Source organism: uncultured Nostoc sp., from assembly GCF_964245575.1.
In the GTDB taxonomy this organism is placed as follows: domain Bacteria; phylum Cyanobacteriota; class Cyanobacteriia; order Cyanobacteriales; family Nostocaceae; genus Nostoc.
Genome location: NZ_CAXTNP010000075.1, coordinates 1 through 16644 on the forward strand (window position 1 = coordinate 1; position 16644 = coordinate 16644).

Below are 16644 nucleotides of genomic sequence, written 5' to 3' on the forward strand. Positions count from 1 at the left end.
TCCCCAGTCCCCAGTCCCCACTTTTGTATAAATAAGCCTAATCCCTCTAAAGAAGTAAGCAATTTTGGTGATGGAAAAATTGCTAAACTGAAACAAAATAATATTAGGAATTTAACATCATCCGCAAAGAGAAGGACTACAATCAAAACGGACAAATGTTTCATGCTCCAATATAAGAGGATTACAAAGCTATGTCCGACTTAAATCGCGGAATTATGAAATTTGATGGTGCAGATTCCCCAAAAGTAGTCACTATCTCTACCGTGTTGCTTCTGGGATCGATCACTGCTCTGATAATCTGGGCGCTGCAAGCTGCCTATGCGCTAAACTAAAACCATTAGTGGCTTAAAAGGACACTGGCAAAAACGGTTGCCGTCGTAGCCAAGTGTCCATTCAGCAACTAGTAAATAAAAACGCCCTAATTACCATCAAAAATTTTAGAAAAACTTTAGATTTTAGATTTAAGGTTTTAGATGGAAAATTTAAATCTAAAATCCAAAATCCAGAATGTTTGAACCTTGGGGTGTCTTAGTTATTTTAATTGCCTGCCCCCTCTTGGGCGGATTACCCCTGATTGCATGGATCACTTACGCGCTTACGCGCAAGCAATTATCACAAGTTGGTACAAGAAACATTAGTGTATCAGCTGCCTTTTATCACGGGGGTAGGTTTGTAGGAATTCTGGCAGTCTTGTCAGAAGCTTTTAAAGGAGTTGCGGCAGTTTTACTCAGCCGCGTTTTCTTCCAAGAGGGATCGTCTTGGGAATTGATCGCCCTGATCGCTCTGGTAATAGGTAGATACTGGATAGGCAGAGGGGCAGGTACGACAAATGTTGTCTGGGGATTTGTCGTACATGATCCACTGGTGGCAATATTTGTATCCTTCTTTGCAGGAATTAGCTTTACAATTCTGCAATCGAGAAAGGTAGTAAAATTTGGGGTTTTGCTTCTCTTTCCTCTGTTTGTGGGACTTCTGCACCTTAGCGATATTCCCAGAATGCTTGCTGCTGTTGCTTTAGCTGGTTTAATGGGCTGGATTTACACAAAAATTCCTGATGATATGAATCTGCCAGCCCAAGAGGCACAAACAGAATCGCAAGCGATGTTGGAATTTTTACGCGGCGATCGCGCGATGGTTTCTCTAGATGAAGAGTTGGATGCTGCTATTGTCGGAGAAAAAGCGGCTACATTATCTCAAATTAAGCGCTGGGGCTATCCAGTCCCTAAGGGATGGGTACTCGCCCCAATCGACAATCCCCAAGTGTTGACAGAATTTCTCCAGCCATCAGAATTATCTCCCTTGGTGGTGCGTTCTTCTGCCATTGGAGAAGATTCATTTCAAGCTTCTGCGGCTGGACAGTATGAAACAGTTTTAAATGTTACCAGCCCAGAGGCATTACAATCAGCGATCGCTCAAGTTCAAGCTTCCTACAATCATCCATCTGCCGTGCAATATCGGCGCGATCGCAGTTTAAAGGATACAGCAATGGCTGTGTTGATTCAACAACAAGTCCAAAGTGTATATTCTGGCGTAGCTTTCAGCCGCGATCCCATTACTCAGCAAGGTGATGCGATCATTATTGAAGCCCTTCCAGGCAGCCCGACGCAAGTCGTTTCGGGAAAAGTCACACCAGAACAATATCGCGCTTTTGTCATTGAAACAGAAAATTCTTCCTCTGTACAATTAGAGGGTCAAGGACGAGTTCCACAAGCATTAATTAAGCAAGTTGCATACTTAGCCTACCGACTTGAAAAACGTTATCATGGCACTCCTCAAGATATCGAATGGAGTTACGACGGCCAAACACTCTGGGTGTTGCAATCTCGACCAATCACCACGCTACTACCAATCTGGACACGCAAAATCGCCGCCGAAGTGATTCCTGGAGTAATTCACCCCTTAACATGGTCGATTAATCGTCCTTTAACTTGTGGAGTTTGGGGAGAATTTTTTACTTTAGTTTTGGGCGAACGCGCCTTAGGGTTAGATTTTACTGAAACAGCAACTCTGCATTATTCTAGAGCCTACTTTAATGCATCCCTCTTAGGAGATATTTTTCTCCGGATGGGATTGCCGCCGGAAAGTTTGGAATTTTTAACCAGAGGAGCTAAATTAAGTAAACCATCCTTACAGTCAACTTTGCAGAATTTGCCAGGACTAGGGAAGTTGCTGGGACGGGAATTAAGTTTAGAAAAAGACTTCAAGCAGGATTATCACAAACGGTTCATTCCTGGGTTGTCGCAGTTAGCGCAGGAAGATATAGATAACTTGGAACCAGCCAAGCTGCTAATAAGAATTGACTTTATTCTAGAGTTGCTACGTCATGGAACATATTACAGTATTTTAGCTCCCTTGAGTGCTGCCCTCCGCCAGGGGATTTTTCGGGTGAAGGATGGGCAAATTGATAATAGCGTCACCCCAGAGGTGGCGGCATTGCGATCGCTGAGTGCAATAGCAACAGATGCCAAGCAAGTATTGCTTGAGTTTGAACCACAGCAAGTATTTGAGCAATTAAAGCAAACCCCAGAGGGAGAAAAGATCCTGCGAGAATTTGACGAATTGCTTCAGGATTACGGCTATTTAAGTGAAGTGGGAACTGATATTTCCGTTCCTACTTGGCGGGAAAATCCCCAGATGATTAAGCAGATGTTTGTGCAGTTAATGCAGGGTAATGAACCACAATCAGGCGCTAAAGACGCGATTAATAGCATTTTTGCTGGTAAGCGCAAACGTGGATTTGTGCAACGGCGTGTGGATATCAAGGGACGAGTTACCGAAGTTTATTCACGGCTTTTGGCTGAATTGCGTTGGAGTTTTGTAGCTTTAGAGAAGATTTGGTTAAAGTCCGGCTTACTCAAGAAAAGGGGAGATATCTTTTTTCTAGAATTTGATGAAGTACGGCGTTTAATTGTGGGTGACGATTCTAGGTTAATTGAGGAGTTAGATGAGTTCGTGGAATCGAGGCAATCGCAATTTGCCCAAGATAGTGAGATCATTCAAGTACCCCTTTTAGTTTACGGCAATACACCCCCTCACCCCTTAGCTCCCTCTGAACTCTACTCTGACCAAATATTACAAGGGATTGGAGCCAGCCAGGGACAAGCTGAAGGCAGGGTAAAAGTGTTGCGAAATTTACAAAACGTGCCGGAGATTGATCGAGATACGATTCTGGTAGTACCTTACACAGATTCCGGCTGGGCACCTTTGTTATTAAGGGCTGGAGGATTAATTGCCGAAGCTGGGGGACGGCTTTCTCACGGTGCGATCGTTGCACGGGAGTATGGGATTCCCGCAGTAATGGATGTTCGAGGGGCTACATGGCTACTGCAAGATGGTCAACGGGTAAGGATTGATGGTTCTAGGGGTATTGTGGAATTATCTAACGATTTAAGACCAGAATGATTACCACTTCTCTCAAAGACCTACCAGAAGAATTTGTTTCTCACAATGCCGAAATCAAGAAAAAGGTGATGCTACGCTTCGGCGATTTGCCTCACCTAACTAACTTTTCTCAAGCACGTTTTGCTCCTGGACAAACCGCACCAGCACACCTGCATCAAGATATGTGCGAAATATTCTTTGTGGAAGCTGGTTCGGGAGTAATTCACATTAATGGTACACAATACCCCTTGCTTCCAGGAAGCTGCGTGGCGATAGAACCGGGAGAAGTACATGAAGTTGTCAATAGTGGCTCAACTGAGCTTGTTTTGACGTACTTTGGTTTGCGAGTGGAAAAATCAGCGTAATTATTTTGAATACAAGATACAGTGAGGGCACAAAATTGTTATGCCCTCACAAAAGTTTGCGGATGTTGCTTATAAACAAAGGTAAATTTGTACAATGCTAATATACCAAGGGTGTCGCGCCGCGCATTTGACGTAAAGAATTTATACAAGCAGGACAATCGCAGCCAAATAAGTTGATTGCCACATTGCTTTCTTCATCATTGAACTCCAGCATGGGAACATCTTCTTGAGAAAACTCTATTTCACGCTGATAGTTAGGAATTTGAGCCAATACGGAAGCCCTTGCACATACTAAACCCACTTTATGTTTATTGCGTATACAAGATAGACGGTCTGTGGTTTTGGCTGCTGGTTCTGGCTCCATAGCTTGTGCGTGATTGAGCATTACTCCCATAGAAAGAATAGAGCTAATCAGCACAGGAGAAGAAAGAAAACTCAGTATGAATTTGTTCATTGATTTTCTTAAAAAACAATTGCGATCGCTCAGATTATCCGATTAAATCTTATAGTGCAAGTAAACCTTTATCAGGAATATGCTTCCCCTGCCTGCCTCGACCCATCAATCTTGGCAAGACACAGTACTAGTACGCCACGGCGTAAATAGAGTAACCATCTAAAATCCCTGCATAGCTTATTCTATAACACTTTTGACTTTTGACTTTTGATTTTTGACTTCCGCCTTGCGGTACTAGTTACTTTCTGCGTCGCTCTTGCATTTCTTGCTGACGCATGGGCATAGCGTCGATTTCCTTAAAAATTGCTGTTGCCTGTACTGGTGTAGCATCACTGCGCTTAACACCACCATCTTTACCCACCAAAATCAGGCGGAAATTTTCTTTGTCAACCCCAAAGTACTCGCGCAACTTGGCAGCAGAAGACTCATCTATTGGCTGTCTGTTGGCATAGCTTTCATCTGTTGCCAAAACCTGAACGAGAACTAAATCCCGATCTGCAAAACCCTTATTATGCTTTTGCAATAGTTGCATTTGCTGTTGATAGATATGGTTATCAATAGACGGTGCAAAGACTAGTAGCACACGGTTTTTCCATTTTTGGGAACTGAGGTTGAATGAAGACATTTTGATAGCATGATTAGTTGAACCTTGGACAGTATCAGCTTTGCTAACTGGCGACAGGACTACACACGCTAATAGGGTCAGGGCAATTAATGCTGAATTATTCACAATACGTTCTTATTTGTTTTCTATCCTCTCAACCTATCATTATCCCCAATTTTTCTCTATCTGTTGATGGTTTGGTATTAGGTTAAGTAGGTCGGTGAGAATTACTCAAACTATAGCAGCCTGATGGTTTATCAAAATTACACTTCTTAATCATGCCAAACATTTTGTTAGCTTACTGTTCGGTATAGCGGCGCGGCGTATAAACCCAGATATTTCCATCGCTGCGCTTGATGGTTCGGGTTTTTGTAGAACCAACAAGAATAATTGTCCGCATATCAGCGCTTGCTGGTGCTAACTGGTCAAGTCTAATCACTTTTACCGCCTGTCCTGGTCTACCAAGATTCCGGGCCAACACTACTGGGGTATCCGGTGTTCTATGTCGCAGCAAAATATTTCTCGCTTCTGCCAGTTGCCAGGTACGCTCTTTGGAAACAGGATTGTAGAAAGCAATTACGAAATCAGCCTCAGCAGCAGCAGCAATTCTTTGCTCGATCGCAGACCAAGGCTTCAAGATGTCAGACAGGGAAATAGCACAGAAGTCATGTCCAAGGGGCGCACCAATGGCTGCTGCTGCTGCCTGCATGGCGGAGATGCCTGGGGCTACATGAATGTCGATAGTGTTCCATTCGGGTAAGGCATAGCGATCGCATACTTCAAAAACTGCTGTTGCCATTGCATAGATACCTGGGTCGCCAGATGAAACTACAGCTACATATCGCCCAGACGCGGCCAAATCAAGGGCCATTTTTGCCCGTGCTTCTTCTTCGCGGTTGTCGGACTCATGCCGTTGCTTGCCATCAGCCAGAGAACCGACTAAATCCAAATAAGTTTTATAACCCACTAGGTCAGTTGCCGACTTGAGTATCTCCTTCACTTCAGGAGACATCCATTGCGATCCACCAGGGCCTGTGCCAATAATTGCTAACCGTCCGCGTGGTTGACCGATAGTGTTGGGGTCAATTGGTTGAGGGGCAATAGCGATCGCTATATCGGGAGATGAGGAAGATAAGGGGGATGTGCCTGTAGCGGCGATCGCTGCTGCTTGGGCGGGGCTATAACCTTGTGATAATAGACTTTCTAGCTGATTTGGGGTAAAAAAGCGGGCAGGCACTCCCAAGGCGCTAGCTAAGGCGTGGATTGCGGGATCGGCTGCGGCGGTGATGGGTGCAAATATCCCGGCGACTGATGCTCTTTCTAGTGCAGCATCAGCTAGTAGCTGCTGTACTAAAACTACTGCATCATCAATTATGCCACTAATTGCGATCGCTATAGTTGCTGGGTGGTAGACAAGGCAGTTGGCTGTAGGAATCACCAAACGTTCCGTAACTTGGATGGTCAAATCTCCCTGTGGATCTATGGGGAGTTTGCTCCCGCTTAACCAAGGCGCTGTGCCTTCTAACTTGACTTGTGCCCCGGCTAGCAAATCTGAGATAAATTTCTTAGCATCGTCTGGGTTTGCTAAATGGTATCCGGGGGGAGGAGATAACAGCGTTGTGCCCAAACGTAAATCGCCTGTGGTCGTGATTGCAGGTTTGACATCAAGGGCTTGGGCAATGCGACGGGCCAAATCGTTTACCCCACCAAGTCCGCCCAAGAGGGGGACAACAGCACTACCATCTTCAGCCACAGCTAGCACTGGTGGTTCCTGTTGTTTATCTGAGAGTATGGGAGCTAGCGTCCTAATTAAAATGCCGGCGGCACAAATGCCAATTAGCGGCGTTCCTTGAGCAAATAACTCGCGCAAAGTCTCGCCAAAGTTAGTAAAGCTGACATCAATTCCCGATGTGCGACCCGCTAGACCGTATAGTGTCGCCCCTGGTAGGACAGCGATTATTTTGCGTGCTACTGTCACGCTATTTTGACCTAGTATTACAATGGCGGGTGCAACGTTCATCATCATAAGTAGATATCTTGCAAAATCTGATATCCTTCAAATGAAACCACAGATTTAGACATGCAGCGACTTCCCGTTTACGAGCTTGGGGAATTCAGAGTGCGATGTCTACGACGGACAACTCTTGGAGAGGCTACGCCTACGCGCGTGCTGTCTTCGTAGTAGCTTTATCAAACCTATTTTGGGTTTATCCTATATTAGGTTTTAGAATTTAACTGAGTTCAGCAATATATAATTAATAACTCTCATTGAGATCGAATAAACCATCGCAAGAAAAAAGGCAAGCTAAAGTGCCTAAATCAGTTTTCAGCGAAGAGTACAATCGGTTTCGCCAGCTACTTATCGAAGCCCGAAAAGCTGCCAAGCTCACTCAAGCAGAGTTGTCGGCAAAGTTAGAGCTTCCGCAATCCTATGTATCAAAGTATGAACGTGGAGAGCGTCGTCTTGACGTGATTGAATTTTTACAAGTTGCCCAAGTCCTTGAAATAGATCCGCTTGCTTTTATCGAAGAACTGCTGAAATACCAAAAGGAGACATAATAATCATTATTCAATATATTGACTTTAACGCAGCAGATACAATCATTAATACCCAATACCAGAACGAATGGCATGAGATTATTACTACTCTCACTAGAATGCCTTTGCACATCAAGGCTTCAGATCAAGCTGGAATTCAGGGTAATGCAATATTCGATCCAGTAGGTACGAACGAATATATTAAAGCTGCCTTTATTCATGATGGTTGGCAATCAAATATACCTATTCCAGTAGCTTACAGATTTTTGGGTACAGAGGTTGATTTTGCCAAAGCTGGCATTATCATTGAAATTCAATTTTCTAATTATCCCTTCCTACTCAATAACACTTTGCGCTCAGAATTGTTCTTCAAAGCTAAAACTGAATTTGTTGGATACCCAACTAATCTGGTAATTCTGGTCACAAAGGCTCTGATGTTTCCTGCTTCTAACAGCACTCTTTATTACGAGCAAGCTGTTAATCAGTTAAGAGCTTTGACTAAATACCAAGTTTTTGATGTACCAATCAGACTGGTTGGATTATTTTAACAACAAAATACAATAGTGCCTATCATCTGGACTGAGTATTCATCTAAAAGATATTCTCGAACGGTGAATACTAGAGTTAGTCGCCAATGTCAAATTATTGCTGGACGTTCAGCCCGTAGTCGTTGTCTACTTAAATTATTGTAAGAATTAATCTATTAACTCCATAATCTCAATTCAATTTGTTCTACATCTTCTACTGGTTTTACTATTTGATTTTGTAAAGAGGTCTTTTTGCCATTACCATTAAGCTTTGGATCTACTGGAATTTCTTCACCTCTTAGATTAGCTGCAAAAGCAGATTCTTCATAGATTAATCTATCTTCCATTTCTTGCAAGTGATGCTCTTCTGGATAAATTTTTGCTTTGCTGCGTTCTGAAGCTTTATTTCCTACTTGGACATCAAACTTAAATTTATCAATAGATTGACCAGTTTTTTCAGCATAATCGCGCAAGGTTTTTAAATTTGGAAAACAACCATTTTTATCTGGATTACCACTAAGACGATGCAACGCAAGTTGATGATATTTTCGTTCAATTTCTGACCCGATAAAATGGCGTTCATGATCTCTTGCAACCACTGCCGCAGTCCCAGAACCCATAAATGGATCTAAAACAATATCATTTTTATTAGTTGTAGCTAATATAATTCGAGCTACCAAGTCTTCTGGAAATTGGCAGGGATGTATAGTTTGTTCTTCATGGTTGTGTTTAACATTCCGAAATAGCCAAATATCACCAGGATTTTTCCCTTCTGGATTGCATGAAAGTTCCCCCTTCCGATTTCCCCGATAATGTTTTTTATTTTGATACTTTTGTGGAACTCTAATAGCATCTAGATTAAATTTATAGTTATCCGATTTAGTAAACCAAAGAATAGTTTCATGTCTACAAGAAAACTTTTTCTGGGCATGAAGGCCATGTTGCCTAGCCCATATAATGCGGTTGCGAGGAATTAATCTGCATGACTCTAAAATCGGAAAAAAGCGAATATCCAGAGGAATTAGCATTCCTCGGTCAGAAAAAGCACCAACTTGCCAAAATAGCGAACCTGTATTTTTGAGAATCCGGCTACATTCAAGCAAAACGGCTCTTTGTTCTGCCAAATAAATCTCAAGAGCCTGCCTTGATTCGTATTCTTTGCCTAGATTATAGGGTGGAGAGGATACAATTAAGTCAACACATTCATCTGGCAGATTACTAAGCAGTTGTAAGCTATCCTCTAAGAGAATCTGGTCTAAGGGTAGATTCTCTCTATTAGTCTTCATTACGATACCTACCTTGCAAGTAATACTAGACTTTTGTCATAATAACCTATTTTAGGTTATTAACCAATTTATGATCCAAAACTTTGAAGTGATGGAGAGGCGATGTCTGACGACAAGCCGCTGTGCGTCTACACATTTCTGAGAAAATTAGGGGTGCGATCGCATTTCCTAAAAAAAGGCGACGCCGAATAGCCCGTCGTAGACATCGCTTCTTGTTTCAATTAGCTTTACGCTCTTTAAGGACTTGATCTAGCAAGTTTCTAGCAGATTGTGCTTTAGCCAACGCTATTTGATGGTCATTATAAGCCCGAACAAGGCGAGAAAGACCGCTCACACCTGTCTTGAGTTGCTCAAGTTCTTCACCAGCAACCAGTTCACCATCAAGCATCCGCCCGATTAACGGTTTGATGTCGCCCACTTCCTGCCGGACTTTTTGGAGCTTTTCTAGGCTACTCAATAAGGTTTTGAGTGAGTTCAAGATGTCGTCAATATCCTGGACATCCTCCACTGCTTCCGGTAAATCTTCAATTGTCACTGTATCTTCATCTGATATTGTAGGCAATTCCTGTGCAGACATTTCAGTTTTAACCCCGTTTGACCGTGCCATCAAAGCTTCCTCAAGGAATTTCTCTTAGTGTATCGCTTACTTTTGGCAAAATTACTTATCTCATAACAGCCTGCCTCATTTGTGCGTCTTCTCGAACTGTTAAGAATGGTCGCATCCACAACGGTAAACAAGGGTTCGTAGGAAAAGAAACGTGGCGGTTTTCTCGCGTCCATCACTTGCGTAGCTTACTGTCGTTGTGATCGCACCAATGTCCAAAATCGATGTCAAGGAAAAGGTAGCCATTGGTAGAGTGAGGAGGATTGTAGGCGATTTTGGCAGAGGTAGCAGTGTGGAGAGCATCAGGGGCGATCGCAGTCCACCACGCCCCCGATGAGAGTGAAGGAATATCTAACGCCTGTAGGCATCGTAGAATAGGAATACTAAAAAGCTTTTGTCAACTTCTCAATCAGAAAAAAGATGAATTCACAAGATAAAAACTGGGAAAATTTATTTGGACATATCACGACAGAAGGTGGTGCTTGGCACGGAATATGGACGGTGTATTCTCCAGATAAAGAAGTTCTGAATTCATTTAAAGCTATCAGAAAATTTCAAGCTAATGAAGAGAAAACATTGATAACCCAAACTAATAAATACAGCTATTCTGATGGAAGTGAATCAGAAAAAACCTGGCAGATTGAAAAGCAAATTTGTAGTCAACCTGATGGAGTCATTTACCCAACATTTTTGTCTATGAGGGCAGTGTCCTTTGCTGAGGGTAAGAGTGCCTGGGTATCAAAAAAACTGGAAGCTGGAAAAAAATTTGCTACAGAGTTATTTTTCCGATATCAAGATTGGCGAACTAGTGTAGCTAGTATTTATGCTGAGAGTGGCGATTTAGAGAGGATTACGATAATTAGCGAGAATCTAAATAGTTTTCCCAATAGACCAGCTAAAGCAGAAATAGAAAAGTTGTCTGGAAAGTGGAGCGGACAAAAAGAGTATATGAATAGTGATTTACAAATATCGGCTTCAGCAGAAAATCAAGAGCTTGTGTTAGAGCCAACAGAGCAAAAAAATAAGACGATATATTTGCCAGATGATATTGCTGTCAATGTACCTGAAAAGGTGAATATTGGAGAAGAATTTGAGATAGTATCTGGTAAGCTGGTTACAAAAAACGAGTATAGAAGACTGACAGCTAAATATGATAATTTGGGAGCATTCGCCATGTTGATTTCCGAAGTTTTTAGGCTACAAAAACAATAAAACCAAACAAGGGTCAAGCCTCAACTTTCAATCTCAAAGGCTGATCTCCCTACTACCCTATATTTAACAATTTCGCCATACCCAACCGTTGCAGTTTGCCGGTAGCACCACGAGGTAGTTGATCCAAAATGTGAATTTGCTTAGGAACTTTGAAGTCTGCCAGCATGGTTGAACAGTAAGCTAAAAGTTCTTTTTCGCCAACTTCTGCTTTGAGGACAACAGCAGCGTGGATATCTTCTCCTAAAGATTTGTGGGGGACGGCAAAGGCTAAGGCTTCGGCGACGGCGGGATGGCGCAGCAAAACATCATCCACTTCTAAAGGAGAAATTTTTTCCCCGCCCCGGTTAATCAATTCTTTAATGCGTCCAGTCAAGCGGAGGTAGCCGTCTGCATCCAGTGTACCCTGATCCCCTGTGCGGAACCAACCGTTTACAAAAGCTGTGGCGTTAGCTTCCGGGTTGTTTTCGTAGCCATCTATGACATTGGGTGCTTTTACCACCACCTCGCCCAAGCTTCCTTGAGATAATAAGTTGCCTTCAAAGTCCATAATGCCGACTTCCACACCGAAGCCATAACCTACAGTACCTGGTTTCCTGACTTTTGGCGGTAGGGGGTTGGTGGTCATTAAGTGAGATGCTTCAGTCATGCTGTAAGATTCCACCACGGGAGCATTAAGAGTTGCCTCTAGCTGTTCAATGATAATCGGAGGCAAGGGAGCGCTACTAGAGCGAATGAAACGAAAGCGATTAGCTTTGACAATTTCTGTGTTGCGGCTAGCGCGGGCCAAAATTGTCTGGTGCATGGTTGGCGCTGCGGAGTACCAGGTAGGTTTGTAGGTATCTACCAGTTTCCAAAACTCCAGGGCATTAAAACCATTGGGACAAATTAATCTGCCGCCGGATGCTAGAGTTGCCAGCAAACAGCCCACTAATCCGTGAATGTGGAACAGGGGCATTAGGCAAAGTGTAGTATCAGCTGCTGTGAGTGAGTAAGCACCAATGATGTTGTTGGCTGAGGCGATTAAGTTGCGATGACGAATCGGCACACGTTTGGGACGGCTGGTGGTGCCGCTAGTGTGGAGAATCATCGCCAGCTCATCGGCATTAGGGGCTACGGGATTCGAGGATTCTGCTGGTTCTGAGCCTGTTTTAACTAATTCAAAGCTCAGTGTACCGTCAGTGTTTACCTTGGCATTAATCAGCATCACGTCGGGTGTGAGGGCGGCAATCGCTGCTTTTGGCGCATCAGACAATGTAATCAGTGCTTTTGCTTGGATATCTTCGTAGTAGAAGGCAAATTCTTCTTGTTTGTATTTGGGATTTAAGGGTGCAGCAGTGCCACACAGGGCGACAGCCAAAAAAGTAATAGCCATTGGTGAACCGTTAGTCATGGCAATGGCAATGCGTTCGCCCCGTTTCAATCCAAAGCTGTTGAGTTGGGATACCAGTCCAACAATATTCTCGCGCAATTGCTTATAGGTTAGCGATCGCCCCTCAGGCGTAACTAGGGCTAGATCGTTGTCTTCCCCTGCTAAAAGCTCAAATAAATTCATTAATTTTTCCGCCCTGTCAACAGATGGTTCAATCAGTTTTAAGAATAAAGTACACGCCACGGGTAAACTAACGTTTAACCCGTCCTTGGCGACATAGTAATATTTGTTACATTAAAACTGTTAATTACTATCATTGACAAATACATAACTTAATCATAATTTAAGTAGGGTATGCGGCACATAAATATTTGATAAATTTATCTATCTTAAATAAGCTCTTTTGTTATGAGTCCTATAAAAATTACTATGTTAGGCGAAAGCTTGGAGCGGCAAGGTGGAATAGTTTCTGTGCAAAAGCTCATCCTTGAAGAAGCTACTGAAGCTACTTATGATATTAAATTTACACATATTACTACTTTACCGAATGGCTCTGCTCCCCAGAAAGTATTAGTGTTTGTACAGGCAATAGGGGAGTTATTTTGGAACTTATTAAATAAAAAAGCCGACCTAATTCATGTTCATGTTTCAGAGAGAGGTAGTGCTTTTCGTCACTCAATCACTAGTCTTATTTGTTGGCTATTTCAAAAGCCACTAATTATTCATGCTCATAGTGCTGACTTTCATTTATTTTACTCTGAGCTTCCGCAATTGCTTAAGCAATGGCTCAGTTGGTCTTTTAGTAAATGTACCCGTTTTATTGTTTTATCAGATAGCTGGAAAAAATTCTATATCGAAAATCTTGGTTTGAAGCCAGAGCAAGTTATTGTTCTTCCTAACGCGGTAAAAATTCCTGCCCAAATCCCACAGCATGTAGATTCCAACCAGGTATTTTTCTTATTTCTAGGGCGCATTGGTCAGCGCAAAGGTGCATTTGATTTAATTAACGCATTCGCTTGTATACCTGATGAAGAGAAAAGTAAAGCAAAGTTGACTATGGCAGGGGATGGAGATGTAGAAAAAGCTCGTAGTTTGATTCAAACTCTAAATCTTGCTAACTACATCACTATTCTTGACTGGGTAGACAAAGAAAAACGCGACGATCTTTTAGCTAAAGCTGATGTATTTGTTTTACCTTCTTACAACGAAGGTTTGCCGATGGCACTACTAGAAGCAATGAGTTGGGGTTTAGCTGTGATAACTACTAAAGTAGGAGGAATACCCGAAGTAGTTACTCAAAACCAGAATGGTTTATTACTTGAGCCGGGTGACATTCAACAGTTGTCAAAGGCAATGCAATCTTTAATTGCAGATAAAAACTTGAGAATATCTCTAAGAAAGAATGCCCGGATAAGTGTGAAACACTTGGATATCAACAATTATATTGCATCATTAAAATACATTTATGCATCAGTCGTAAGTTGAGAGCCATATTCTGAAGAAAGCTTGTCTAAAGTAAACAAAAAGGAAATAATCATGGATACGAAAACTTTCCCTGAAGTAAAGTTGTTTGATACAAGATTCCATAAAGTTAAAGTACAAGAATTAATCGATTATTTAGTAGAGTCAGTCAAAACCCCCAAAAAGACAATTGTCGAAAATGTAAATATTAGAGCTATGAATTTTGCTTATGAAAAGTCTTGGTATCGAGATTTTTTAAATAATGCAGATTTAGTATTTTGCGATGGATTTGGTGTATTGTTAGCAGCTAACTTAAGCGGTTATTCGCTGGATTCTGCACATCGCATGACAGCACCAGATTATATAGAAGATTTAGCATTGAAATGTGAAAAAGAAAATATTTCTTTATTTTTATTAGCTGGAAAACCCGGCGTAGTGGATGAAGCAATTACAAAGTTAGTATCAATTGCACCTAATCTCAAGATAGACGGGCATCATGGTTACTTTGATAAATCAGGAAAAGAGAATGATTTAATAATAGAAAAAATTAATAATTTCCGACCAGATATTTTATATATTGGTTTTGGTATGCCATTACAGGAGCGGTGGATTTTAGATAACTTCAATAAAATTGAAGCTCGTGTATTTTTACCTTTAGGCGCATGTCTAGATTTTTATACTAACTCTACATATCGTGGCCCCGAGTGGCTGACGAATAATGGCTTAGAGTGGTTAACACGCTTAATTACTGAACCTACTCGTCTCTGGGATCGTTATATTATAGGTAATCCATTGTTTTTTTATCGTCTATTTAAGCAAAAAGTCGCTCAAAAATTGGTAGCAAATCGCTAAGTAAAACATAGTTCATAATTGATAATTAATAATTTAAATAGCCTGTGAGTTGCTGAACTTTCCACTGAATTTAAGACCACGCTCATGAAAAATTTAGTGTAGGCTGCTATAGGAATTTTTTAATTATGAACTATGAATTATTTGGTCATGGGATAAGCAGAATACCAAAGAAGCTTTAGTTATTTGTACAACCCAGTTAGTAGTAACTTTGCCTCAAATGAGGAGCATTTTTTGGGCAAGAACTCTGGGTCAGTTTATTGCTACTCAATCAAACTTTATCGGTCTGCGATCGCAGTTTTATCAAAAACCTGGCTTTAAATATCCGCTTTCTGAAAAAATTTTCTGATTGTCTATTAATAATATTACCATTAATTGCCTTCTTTCTCAAGTAAGTTGACGACAGAAATAAAAAGTTAAAATTAAGTAAATAGCTAATCTAAACCGTGTCTGTCATTACCAGCAATCATAAAAATCTTATTAACAAGTAAACCTATAGCAAGGGACTGGGAACTGGGGAACTCGGGGCCCCCACGGAGTGGGGATTAGGGGCATGGGGACTGGGTGAAAAGTCTTTTTGCGTCTAAGTTTTATCATCTGTTGATGTCCTAATCACCAAGGCTTTTGCTATATTAATAAAATATGGATCGTCGGAATTTTCTAAAGTATGTCACTTTAGCAGGATCTAGCTTTGCCTTAACTAGTTGTGTTCAAGGCAAAAATGCTAAATCGCAGGGTGAAGTATCTCCCTCAGCATCGCCTGTGGCGGTAAATGAACCCCTCAAGGTGGGATTTGTTTATGCCGGCCCTGTGGGTGATTTTGGCTGGACTTATGCCCATGATTTAGGTCGCAGAGACATGGAAGCCAATCTTCAAGATAAGGTAAAAACTACCTTTGTGGAAAATGTCAACGAAGGTGCTGACGCCCAAAGGGTGATTCGCCAACTCGCATTAGATGGTAACAAGTTGATTTTTACAACTTCCTTTGGGTACATGAACCCAACAATTAAAGTTGCCAAGGACTTTGGTGATGTTGTCTTTGAACACTGTAGAGGATACAAACGTGCTGCCAATGTCGGCACTTATCTGGGACGCTTTGAAGAACCGCGTTACTTAACCGGCATGATTGCTGGCAAGATGACAAAATCAAATGTAGTTGGTTTTATTGGCGCATACCCAATTCCAGAAGTAATTCGGGGAATCAGTGCATTCACTCAAGGAGTAAGGTTAACAAATCCCCAAGCAAAAGTTAAGGTACTTTGGGTACAAAGTTGGTACGATCCAGCTAAAGAAAGAGAAGCGGCTCAAGCTTTGGTCAATTTAGGTGCGGATGTACTGACACAGCATACTGACTCTAGTGCCGTTGTTCAATTGGCACAGGAGAAAGGCATTTATGCTTTTGGCTACAACACTGATATGAGTAAATTTGGTCAAAAAGCCCACCTGACATCAGCTATTAACAAATGGGGCAAATTCTATACAGATAAAGCTTTGGCTGTAATGAGTAATACTTGGAAGTCTCAAGAGGTTTGGGATGGCATTGGTCAAGGAATGGTGGATATTTCCCCGATGAATCAGGAAATTCCAGGGGATGTGCAACAACTGGTGAATGCGAAGCGCGATGAGTTTATTCAGGGTACTGCACATCCTTTTGAGGGCCCGGTGAAAGATCAAAAAGGGGTAGTGCGAGTGCCAAAAGGTAAGGTTTTGGATGATCAAAGACAATTGGCGATGGATTGGTATGTTGAGGGAATTGAAGGGTCAATTCCAAAGGGGAAATCCTAGCACTGCTAAACAATTACTAGTAGTCTGGCAAGTCAACAACGCTTAAGTAAACATTTATAGCAAGGGACTGGGGAACTCGGGGCCCCCACGGAGTGGGGATTAGGGGTATGGGGACTCAATACTTGGTGAAAAGTCTTTTTGTGTCTAAGTTTTATCATCTGTTGATGTCCTAATCACCAAGGCTGTTGCTATACCATCAAAGAATGATT

General features: G+C 41.9%; 15 protein-coding genes. 9 read left to right on the top strand and 6 right to left on the bottom strand.

What is annotated here, in order from left to right; genetic code table 11:
• The first annotated feature begins 507 nt into the window (after window positions 1–507).
• Window positions 508–3402 (top strand): glycerol-3-phosphate acyltransferase, encoded by a 2895-nt coding sequence (locus tag ACFFAP_RS14240; RefSeq protein WP_375511815.1) that lies wholly within the window; start codon window positions 508–510, stop codon window positions 3400–3402.
• A complete protein-coding gene (locus ACFFAP_RS14245) occupies window positions 3399–3746 on the top strand; it encodes a cupin domain-containing protein (protein WP_375511816.1) in 348 nt (115 codons plus the stop codon). Before ACFFAP_RS14240 ends, ACFFAP_RS14245 begins: the two co-directional genes overlap by 4 nt.
• Before the next feature lie 97 nt (window positions 3747–3843).
• Here ACFFAP_RS14245 and ACFFAP_RS14250 read toward each other — a convergent pair whose 3' ends face one another.
• The 3 genes from ACFFAP_RS14250 to cobJ all read right to left on the bottom strand — a co-directional run bounded on the left by ACFFAP_RS14250 (window position 3844) and on the right by cobJ (window position 6827).
• Entirely contained in the window at window positions 3844–4200 is a 357-nt protein-coding gene (locus ACFFAP_RS14250) for a hypothetical protein (RefSeq protein WP_375511817.1), read from the bottom strand.
• A gap of 238 nt (window positions 4201–4438) precedes the next feature.
• Entirely contained in the window at window positions 4439–4930 is a 492-nt protein-coding gene (locus ACFFAP_RS14255; RefSeq protein ID WP_375511818.1) for a DUF4174 domain-containing protein, read from the bottom strand.
• 172 nt (window positions 4931–5102) lie between these two features.
• Window positions 5103–6827, bottom strand: coding sequence for a precorrin-3B C(17)-methyltransferase (gene cobJ, locus ACFFAP_RS14260; protein ID WP_375511836.1), 1725 nt, complete (start codon window positions 6825–6827; stop codon window positions 5103–5105).
• Window positions 6828–7114: 287 nt separating this feature from the next.
• Here cobJ and ACFFAP_RS14265 point away from each other — a divergent pair, with 287 nt between their 5' ends.
• Together ACFFAP_RS14265 and ACFFAP_RS14270 are read left to right on the top strand one after the other, a co-directional pair.
• Window positions 7115–7363: a helix-turn-helix domain-containing protein gene (locus ACFFAP_RS14265; RefSeq protein WP_100897345.1), complete on the top strand. Its 249-nt coding sequence runs from the start codon at window positions 7115–7117 to the stop codon at window positions 7361–7363.
• A 44-nt stretch (window positions 7364–7407) separates the two neighbouring features.
• Entirely contained in the window at window positions 7408–7890 is a 483-nt protein-coding gene (locus ACFFAP_RS14270; RefSeq protein WP_375511837.1) for a BglII/BstYI family type II restriction endonuclease, read from the top strand.
• Between the two features lie 155 nt (window positions 7891–8045).
• On the opposite strand, the gene ACFFAP_RS14275 is transcribed toward ACFFAP_RS14270, so the two are convergent.
• Complete coding sequence (locus tag ACFFAP_RS14275; protein ID WP_375511819.1) at window positions 8046–9155, bottom strand: DNA-methyltransferase; 1110 nt, start codon at window positions 9153–9155, stop codon at window positions 8046–8048.
• Window positions 9156–9372: 217 nt separating this feature from the next.
• Window positions 9373–9762 carry a hypothetical protein gene (locus tag ACFFAP_RS14280; protein WP_375511820.1) on the bottom strand — a complete coding sequence of 130 codons (390 nt, stop codon included), beginning with the start codon at window positions 9760–9762 and terminating at the stop codon, window positions 9373–9375.
• Between the two features lie 208 nt (window positions 9763–9970).
• Here ACFFAP_RS14280 and ACFFAP_RS14285 point away from each other — a divergent pair, with 208 nt between their 5' ends.
• Entirely contained in the window at window positions 9971–10096 is a 126-nt protein-coding gene (locus ACFFAP_RS14285; protein WP_375511821.1) for a hypothetical protein, read from the top strand.
• 83 nt (window positions 10097–10179) lie between these two features.
• Window positions 10180–10971, top strand: a complete 792-nt coding sequence (locus ACFFAP_RS14290) for a DUF3598 family protein (RefSeq protein WP_375511822.1) — start codon at window positions 10180–10182, stop codon at window positions 10969–10971.
• A gap of 52 nt (window positions 10972–11023) precedes the next feature.
• Here ACFFAP_RS14290 and ACFFAP_RS14295 read toward each other — a convergent pair whose 3' ends face one another.
• A complete protein-coding gene (locus ACFFAP_RS14295) occupies window positions 11024–12523 on the bottom strand; it encodes an acyl--CoA ligase (RefSeq protein WP_375511823.1) in 1500 nt (499 codons plus the stop codon).
• 225 nt (window positions 12524–12748) lie between these two features.
• Here ACFFAP_RS14295 and ACFFAP_RS14300 point away from each other — a divergent pair, with 225 nt between their 5' ends.
• The 3 genes from ACFFAP_RS14300 (at window position 12749) to ACFFAP_RS14310 (ending at window position 16435) form a co-directional block, all read left to right on the top strand.
• Window positions 12749–13825 (top strand): glycosyltransferase family 4 protein, encoded by a 1077-nt coding sequence (locus ACFFAP_RS14300; protein WP_375511824.1) that lies wholly within the window; start codon window positions 12749–12751, stop codon window positions 13823–13825.
• Window positions 13826–13876: 51 nt separating this feature from the next.
• The gene (locus ACFFAP_RS14305) at window positions 13877–14653 is read left to right on the top strand and encodes a WecB/TagA/CpsF family glycosyltransferase (protein ID WP_375511825.1); all 777 of its coding nucleotides are present in this window, start codon (window positions 13877–13879) and stop codon (window positions 14651–14653) included.
• Between the two features lie 639 nt (window positions 14654–15292).
• Window positions 15293–16435, top strand: coding sequence for a BMP family ABC transporter substrate-binding protein (locus tag ACFFAP_RS14310; protein ID WP_375511826.1), 1143 nt, complete (start codon window positions 15293–15295; stop codon window positions 16433–16435).
• Window positions 16436–16644 lie beyond the last annotated feature (209 nt).